Source organism: Streptomyces sp. SID13726, from assembly GCF_010548375.1.
In the GTDB taxonomy this organism is placed as follows: domain Bacteria; phylum Actinomycetota; class Actinomycetes; order Streptomycetales; family Streptomycetaceae; genus Streptomyces.
Genome location: NZ_JAAGLY010000785.1, coordinates 1 through 395 on the forward strand (window position 1 = coordinate 1; position 395 = coordinate 395).

The window sequence follows — 395 nt, forward strand, 5'->3', positions numbered from 1 at the left end:
GCGGCGGCCTCCAGAACACCGCGGGCGCCGCCGGCGAGCCGCGCGACCCGGTTGTCCTGCTCCGGGACGCCGGTGATCGTCGCGATGCGCCGGTGCCCGAGCGCCAGCAGGTGCGCGGTCGCCTCGAGCGCCCCCTGGAAGTTCGCGGCGCCCACGCTGAGCACGTCCTCGGGCGGGCGTCGTCGCGGGTCGACGACGACGAGCGGGACCCCGGCGGCGGCGAGCGTCGCGCGCGCCTCGGCGTCGGGGACCGCGACGACGCTCACGAGCCCGTCGGTGCCCCGGGTCAGTGCGTGCCGGACCCACGCGCCGCAGTCGTCGGGGTCCAGCTCCACGGACAGCACGACGTCGAGGCCCAGGCGCCGCCCCTCGGCGACCCCGCCGCCCACCACCCC

The 395-nt window shown here is 79.2% G+C and carries 1 pseudogene; it reads right to left on the bottom strand.

The annotated features are described in order from the left end of the window. Positions 1-395: pseudogene (locus G3I78_RS50295) on the bottom strand (hypothetical protein); the annotation flags it as partial.